This window comes from Mycobacterium alsense (assembly GCF_002086635.1).
GTDB classification, from domain to species: domain Bacteria; phylum Actinomycetota; class Actinomycetes; order Mycobacteriales; family Mycobacteriaceae; genus Mycobacterium; species Mycobacterium alsense.
In genome coordinates, this window is the sequence record NZ_MVHD01000021.1 from 67,061 (window position 1) to 74,120 (window position 7,060).

General features: G+C 69.0%; 7 protein-coding genes. 4 read left to right on the plus strand and 3 right to left on the minus strand.

Annotated features, from left to right (window positions below; all coding sequences use genetic code 11):
- Nucleotides 1-7 precede the first annotated feature (7 nt).
- Together ureG and BST11_RS14020 are read left to right on the plus strand one after the other, a co-directional pair.
- Nucleotides 8-679 (plus strand): urease accessory protein UreG, encoded by a 672-nt coding sequence (gene ureG / locus BST11_RS14015; protein WP_083138542.1) that lies wholly within the window; start codon nucleotides 8-10, stop codon nucleotides 677-679.
- Nucleotides 680-1,333 carry an urease accessory protein UreD gene (locus tag BST11_RS14020; RefSeq protein WP_083138543.1) on the plus strand — a complete coding sequence of 218 codons (654 nt, stop codon included), beginning with the start codon at nucleotides 680-682 and terminating at the stop codon, nucleotides 1,331-1,333.
- Here BST11_RS14020 and BST11_RS14025 read toward each other — a convergent pair.
- The 3 genes from BST11_RS14025 to BST11_RS14035 form a co-directional block, all read right to left on the minus strand.
- Nucleotides 1,330-2,721, minus strand: coding sequence for an NAD(P)/FAD-dependent oxidoreductase (locus BST11_RS14025; protein ID WP_083138544.1), 1,392 nt, complete (start codon nucleotides 2,719-2,721; stop codon nucleotides 1,330-1,332). The genes BST11_RS14020 and BST11_RS14025 overlap by 4 nt on opposite strands.
- A 176-nt stretch (nucleotides 2,722-2,897) precedes the next feature.
- Complete coding sequence (locus tag BST11_RS14030) at nucleotides 2,898-3,815, minus strand: LLM class F420-dependent oxidoreductase (RefSeq protein WP_083138545.1); 918 nt, start codon at nucleotides 3,813-3,815, stop codon at nucleotides 2,898-2,900.
- Nucleotides 3,816-3,868: 53 nt separating this feature from the next.
- Entirely contained in the window at nucleotides 3,869-4,546 is a 678-nt protein-coding gene (locus tag BST11_RS14035; protein ID WP_083138546.1) for an SDR family oxidoreductase, read from the minus strand.
- Between the two features lie 265 nt (nucleotides 4,547-4,811).
- Between BST11_RS14035 and modA the strand changes: the two genes are divergently transcribed.
- Both modA and BST11_RS14045 read left to right on the plus strand, forming a co-directional pair.
- On the plus strand, nucleotides 4,812-5,588 hold the full coding sequence (gene modA / locus BST11_RS14040) for a molybdate ABC transporter substrate-binding protein (RefSeq protein WP_083138547.1): 777 nt from the start codon (nucleotides 4,812-4,814) through the stop codon (nucleotides 5,586-5,588).
- 204 nt (nucleotides 5,589-5,792) lie between these two features.
- Nucleotides 5,793-6,833 carry a hypothetical protein gene (locus BST11_RS14045; RefSeq protein ID WP_083138548.1) on the plus strand — a complete coding sequence of 347 codons (1,041 nt, stop codon included), beginning with the start codon at nucleotides 5,793-5,795 and terminating at the stop codon, nucleotides 6,831-6,833.
- Nucleotides 6,834-7,060: the final 227 nt, after the last annotated feature.

The window sequence follows — 7,060 nt, forward strand, 5'->3', positions numbered from 1 at the left end:
GCACACCATGCCAACGCATTCCCACGCGCACCCGCACCCCGTCCAGGACCGGCCGAGGCGGGCCCGGCGGCCGGGGGAGCCGCTGCGCATCGGCGTCGGGGGACCGGTCGGCTCCGGCAAGACCGCGCTGGTGGCCGCCCTGTGCCGGCAGCTGCGCGACGAGCTGTCAGTGGCGGTGCTGACCAACGACATCTACACGACCGAGGACGCCGACTTCCTGCGCCGCAACGCGGTGCTGCCCGACGACCGCATCACGGCCGTGCGGACCGGGGGCTGCCCGCACACGGCGATCCGCGACGACATCACCGCCAACCTGGACGCGATCGACGACCTGATCGCCGCCCACGACGCGCTGGACCTGATCCTGGTCGAGTCCGGCGGCGACAACCTGACGGCCACCTTCTCGTCGGGCCTGGTGGACGCGCAGATCTTCGTCATCGACGTCGCCGGCGGGGACAAGGTACCGCGCAAGGGCGGCCCGGGGGTGACCTACTCGGACCTGTTGGTGGTCAACAAGATCGATCTGGCGCCGTTGGTCGGCGCCGACCTGGAGGTGATGGCGCGAGACGCGGACGCCGTGCGCGGGGGGCGGCCGACGATCCTGCAGTCGTTGACGAAGGACCCCGCGGCCACCGAGGCGCTGGCCTGGGTCCGCACCCAGCTGGCCGCGTCGCCGTAGATGCGCTCCGAGGTCCTGCTGGTCGCGTCCGGCGGTCGGGTGCCGCGCATCGAGTGCCGCGGCGCCGTGGCGGGGCGGTGCACCGCGGCCGACACCGTGCACCTGGTGTCGGCGGCAGCCACCCCGCTGGGCGGCGACGCCATCGACATTCGCGTCGTCGTCGAACGGGGCGGCCGGTTGCGGCTGCGCAGCGCAGCGGCCGCCGTGGCCCTGCCGGGGCCGGACACCCCGACGTCGCACGCGCACTGGCGGATCGAGGTGAGCGGATGCCTCGACCTCGACCTCGAGCCGACGGTGGTCGCCGCCGACGCCCGGCACGTGTCCAGCGTGGCCCTTTTCCTGCAGGACGACGGCCGGATCCGGTTGCGTGAGCGGGTGCAGATCGGCAGATGCCGTGAGCACGAAGGGTTTTGGTCGGGGTCGCTGCACGCCGACCGCGACGGCCGCCCGCTGTTGCGTCACCGGGTGGAACTGGGAGCGGGATCGTTGGCCGACGACGCCATCTCCGCGCCGCGCGCGACGGTCAACGAATTACGCTACCCCGCAGGGGATTTCGACCTCCCGGACGGCGCCATCGACGACGGGTCGACCGTGCTGGAGCTGGCCGGCGGCGGGACGCTCAGCACCTGGCAGGGCGACCGGCTGGCCGGCTAGCTGGCGACGCGTTCGACGGCGGCGGAGCCGCGGGCCTCCGCGGCCAGTTCGGCCAGCTGTTCGAGCCGCGTCCGGGCGAACGCCTGCTGCTCGGTGATCGTCAGCTGGCCGCGCCGGGTGCTGAGGAACGTCACCGTCCACGACAGCAGCGTGGTGATCTTGGTCTTGAACCCGATCAGGTACACGAGGTGCAGCACCAGCCACATCAGCCAGGCGATGAAGCCGCTGAACTCCAGCGGGCCGATCTTGGCGACCGCGGAGAACCGCGAGACCGTGGCCATCGACCCCTTGTCGAAGTACTGGAAGGGCTCGCGCTCGGCCGGGTCGGCCCCGCCGAGCTCGGCCTTGATGGTGCTGGCGACGTACTTGGCGCCCTGGATGGCGCCCTGTGCCACGCCCGGCACGCCCTCGACCGCCGCCATGTCGCCGACGACGAACACGTTCGGATGCCCCGGGATCGACAGGTCGGGGAGGACCTTGACCCGGCCGGCGCGGTCGAGTTCGACCGCCGACTGCTCGGCGAGGTCCCGGCCCAGCCCGCTGGCCTGCACCCCCGCCGACCACACCTTGCACGCCGACTCGATGCGCCGGACGGTGCCGTCGGAGTCGCGCACGGTGATCCCGTTGCGGTCCACGTCGGTGACCATGGCGCCCAGCTGGATCTCGACCCCCATCTTCTCCAGGCGCGCGCGCGCCCGCTCACCGAGCTTTTCGCCCATCGGCGGCAATACGGCCGGGGCGGCGTCGAGCAGGATCACCCGCGCCCTGGTCGAGTCGATGTGCCGAAACGCGCCCTTCAAGGTGTGTTCGGCCAGTTCGGCGATCTGCCCGGCCATTTCGACGCCGGTGGGGCCGGCGCCGACCACGGTGAAGGTCAGCAGCTTCTTGCGGCGCTCCGGGTCGCTGGACCGCTCGGCCTGCTCGAAGGCGCTCAAGATCCGGCCCCGCAGCTCCAGGGCGTCGTCGATCGACTTCATGCCCGGGGCGAACTCGGCGAAATGGTCGTTGCCGAAGTAGGACTGGCCGGCGCCGGCGGCGACGATAAGGCTGTCGTAAGGGGTTTCGTAGTTGTGGCCGAGCAACTCGGACACGACGGTCTGGCGGGCCAGGTCGATGTGGGTGACGTTGCCCAGCAGCACCTGGACGTTGCGCTGCTTGCGCAGCACCACGCGGGTGGGCGGGGCGATCTCGCCCTCGGAGATGATGCCGGTGGCCACCTGATACAGCAGCGGCTGGAACAGGTGGTGGGTGGTGCGGGCGATCATCTTGATGTCGACGTCGGCGTGCTTGAGTTTCTTTGCCGCGTTGAGTCCGCCGAATCCCGACCCGATGATGACGACCTGGTGACGACGCTTGGGTGCAGCAGTCATTTCTGCCTGCGGGCTCATGTTGGGGTTGCTCCTGACGGGGGCTCCTGGACACGCGAAATCGGTTAGCTACCACGCTAGTGAGGCGATACCCGGAAAACCCAGATCGCAACCGTGTGCAATCAACCACATCGCCGCATCGCGGCTGGTCGGGCCGACGTGATGCTCGTCATGCCCAACGCGGGATGCGACGTGGGTTACAGGCCGACCAGCGGGCGCAGGGCTTCGCCGGCCGCGGCGATGACACCGGGCGTGTAGAACGGCATGTTGATGATCACGCCGTCGATCCCGGCGTCCAACACCTTCGTCTTGATCTGGTCGGCGACCGAGTCGGCGCTGCCGACCACCATCCGCTGGGCCATCTCGGCGGGAATCTGCTCGGCCTTGAAGTTCTCGTCGACGACCACCGTGGTCAGCGTGCTGGTCTCCAGCGTGGCCGGATCGCGCCCGATCTCCTCGCATCGTTCCCGCACCACCTTGAGCTTGGCCGGCAACTCGTCGAACCCGGCGATCACGTTGAGGTGGTCGAAGTGGCGGGCCGCGAGTGGGATCGTCTTCTTCTCCCCGCTGCCGCCGATCATCAACGGAATGTGGTCGCGGAAGCGGGGATTGGCCATCGCCTGCTCGGCGCGGTACCACTTGCCGGAGAAGGTCGGCCGCTCGCCCTTGATCATCGGCAGGATGATCTGCAGCGCCTCGTCGAGCCGGTTGAACCGGTCGGTGAAGGTGCCGAACTCGAAGCCGAGCTGATCGTGCTCGAGCTCGAACCAGCCGGTCCCGATGCCCAGGATGGCCCGGCCGCCGCTCACCACGTCCAGCGTGGTGATGATCTTGGCGAGCAGCGTGGGGTTGCGGTAGGTGTTGCCCGTCACCAGCGTGCCCAGCTGCACCCGTTCGGTGCCGGTGGCCAGCGCGCCCAGCGCGGTGTAGGCCTCCAGCATCGGCTGGTCGGGATCGCCCAGCATGGGCAGCTGGTAGAAGTGGTCCATCACGAAGACCGAATCGAAACCGGCTTCATCGGCCTCGCGGGCCTGGGCCAGCACGGTGGGGAAGAGCTGCTCCACCCCGGTGCCGTAGGAGAAGTTCGGGATCTGCAGACCGAGTCGAATAGCCACGCGCTCTACCGTAATGCGGCGCGGTGCTGCGGGATACGGCCGAAATTACGCTCTCAGGCGAACCGGGCCAGCGCCCCGTGGCTGACGTGCAGAGTCTGGCCGGTGATGTGGCGGGCCGCCGGGGTGGTGAGGAACAGCGCCAGGCGGGCGACCTCCTCCGCGACCGTCGGCGGCGTGCGGGACAGGCCGTCGTAGCCGGGCTGGGCGCTGCGCCCGCTCGCGACGACGTTCACCGTGATCCCGCGGGTTCCGAAAACGCTTGCCTGCCCCGCGGTCCAGTTGGACAGGGCCGCTTTGATCGCGGCGTCGACGCTGCCGGGGGCGGGGTTCTCGTCGACCACGCTGATGATGGACCCACCGGAGCGAAGGTGGTCGCCGGTGGCCTGCACGGTCAGCACCGCCGACAGCACCGTCGCGTCGAGGGCGTTGCGCCAGGCTTTGGCCGTGTCGGACACCGAATAGGTGCGCGGGTCGCCCGGGTCCCAGGCGGGTGCCGGCACGTTGACGATGGTGTCGAGGTGGTGGGGGAACAATCCGCGCGCCTCGCCGAGGCTGGCCGGGTCGGTGGTGTCGCAGACGATGGCGTCCACCTCGAGCTCCTTGGCGGCGATCTCCACGTCGTCGCGGCGCGCGCCCACGAGGGTCACCTTGTGACCGTCGTCGCGGAAGCCTTCGGCCACTGTGCGCCCCAGCTCGGTGTCCCCGCCGGTGACCAGCACCTCCACTGGCAGACCTCCCTCGTGTTCAACGTTGAACCAGGCTGTTGAACCCAGGCTCTGGATCAGCGCGTGATGCCATCGATCTTCGTCAATGTTACTGGACAGTAGCTACTCCGCGAAATCCTGGGCCGCGCGACGCGCGGATAATTTTTCGTAACTATTTCGGCCGCCACTTGGCGGCCACCCGGCCGCCCCGGGTGCCGTCGCCCGGCCGTCACGACGTTGCGGCGATTCGGCAGCCAAGTGGGCCGCATTATCGGCGGGCTAGGGTTCCCTCATGCGTCGGATCGGGATCCTCGCTGCCGCGGTTTCGGCCGTGCTGATCACCGGCCCGACCGGGTGCGGATCGAGGTCGACCCCCGCCCGGCCCGCGCCGAGCCAGGGAAAGGTCGTGGTGTTCGCCGCGGCCTCCCTGAAGCCGGCCTTCACCGAGATCGGTCAACAGTTCAACGCCGAAAATGCCGGCAGCAGCGTCGATTTCGAGTTCGCGGGCTCCTCGGAGCTGGCCACGCAGTTGACGCAGGGCGCGACCGCCGACGTCTTCGCGTCCGCGGACACCGCGCAGATGGACGTCGTCGCCAAGGCGGGCCTGCTGGCCGGCGCCCCGGCGAACTTCGCGTCGAACACCCTTGTCATCGTGACCGCGCCGGGCAACCCCAAGCGCGTGGGCTCGCTGGCCGATCTCGCCAGGCCGGGGCTGGCCGTGGTGCTCTGCCAGAAGCCGGTGCCGTGCGGGGCGGCGACCCGCCGCGTCGAGGACAGCACGGGGGTGCGCCTGAACCCGGTCAGTGAGGAACCCAGCGTGACCGACGTCCTCAGCAAGGTCACCACGGGGCAAGCGGACGCCGGCCTGGTGTACGTCACCGACGCCCGCGGCGCGGGAAACAAGGTCAGCACCGTCGCCTTCGATGAGGCCGCCGGGGCGGTGAACGTGTATCCGATCGCGGTGCTGAAGCAAGCTCCGCAGCAGGCGCTGGCGCAGAAGTTCGTGGCCATGGTGACCGGCGGCACGGGGCAAAGCGTCCTCGCCCAGTACGGCTTCGCCAAACCCTGAGCCGTGCACCGGAGGGGACGGTACGTGCCATCGCGGCGGTGGTCGCCGTCTCGCGGCGCCAGCCCGACGCGGCCAAGCGGTTGCCGTTGTCTTGCGCGATCGCCCCGGCCGAGGGCGGTGAAGGTCGTCGGGGCATGTCCCGGGCGACTCGAGCACCGGCCCGACTTTGGGACCGGTAGGTGCCCGTTGCCCCATACTTTTCCGATGAGCGTCGACGACGAAGCTGCTGCATCGCGCCAGTTCGTGGCGTCGTCCCCGACCATGTCCGCGCAAATGACCGCTTTTGCCACCGGAAAGGGCCGGTACCTCGTGCAGGCGGCGATGTTGGCGTTGATCTTGGCGATGGTCGGGTCATTCGTTACCGGGCGGAGCCAGGGTTTCGCGCTCGCCGCCGCGGGGCTCGCGGCGCTTTCTGTTTTCGCTCTGGCGGGGACCGCCTACGTGTGGTGGCGGTCGCGCCGAAAGGTTCTCATCGGCGTCGTGAGCGGCGGCTTGACCTTCAATCAGCGGCGCACTGTTTTTCCCTTGGTCGATGCAAAGCTGGGCCCCTGGGTGAACATGGGCGTGGCCCTGCACCTGCACAGTGGCTCCCGTCGATTTGTTCTCGGGGGGCGAGATCGTCGCATCGCTCCGGAAACGCGGCTCGACGCACCGCCCGTCCAGACCGTCGATGCGTGGTTGTGGGCCGCGCAATTCGATGGGCTTCTCTCCGTGGCCGGGTACCGCGGCGGGCTGGACTTGCGCGGTCCCGCACTGGGGGAACCGACTCGGTGTTTGCTGTTTCCCAACCCCTATCTGGCCGAGGAGTTCGGGTCGTTTGCATTCGGAAAGCAGCGTCGATTTCAGCGGTCACTCTCGGAGCCGAGCCTGGTCCTTGACGTCGACGACGACGCCATGCGGGTGCTCGACCCGAGCGGCGCTGCGCATCGTGCCTCGGCGTTGCGCGCGGACGTGACCGCGACTCCGGCGACTTTTCAGGCCGACAGCGTCACGAGCGGCGACGGCAGCACGTATGACTACCCCGCGACCCCTGGCCTTGCGGTGCATCTTCCCGGCGCGCAACCACTGACGATCGGATGTCTTGACTTGGCGGGGGCGGCATTTCGCTTTTCGTGGCGCGGCCATGCGTCTCGGCCGAACGAACGGCCTGCCTACGTGGTCTCGGGGGCGGATTGGTTGACGCTCGTTGAGAGGTTCGGCTTGACCTCGGAGCTGGAAGACAGAGCCAAACGCAAAAACGCCTAGTTCGAGGTGCCTCGGCCAAGCTACCGTGCCGAGCACCGGCCGGTTTGATGACGGTCGTGCCCTCGCGTGGATCGGGCCGCCGGGAGTTGTCGTACCCCACTGCGATGATGAGGTCATGTCTTCGATCGCGTCGTCTTCCGTGGTGGTGATCCCCAAGGAGCGTCTTGCGGTGTTGTTCGAGGAGCTCGCGGAGTTGGCCGGTCAGCGCAACGCGATTGATGGGCGCA

Bases quoted from the DNA above. Each gene is read 5' to 3' on its own strand.
- ureG (WP_083138542.1), top strand. From the start codon at position 8: ATGCCAACGCATTCCCACGCGCACCCGCACCCCGTCCAGGACCGGCCG.
- BST11_RS14020 (WP_083138543.1), top strand. From the start codon at position 680: ATGCGCTCCGAGGTCCTGCTGGTCGCGTCCGGCGGTCGGGTGCCGCGC.
- BST11_RS14025 (WP_083138544.1), bottom strand. From the start codon at position 2,721: ATGAGCCCGCAGGCAGAAATGACTGCTGCACCCAAGCGTCGTCACCAG.
- modA (WP_083138547.1), top strand. From the start codon at position 4,812: ATGCGTCGGATCGGGATCCTCGCTGCCGCGGTTTCGGCCGTGCTGATC.
- BST11_RS14045 (WP_083138548.1), top strand. From the start codon at position 5,793: ATGAGCGTCGACGACGAAGCTGCTGCATCGCGCCAGTTCGTGGCGTCG.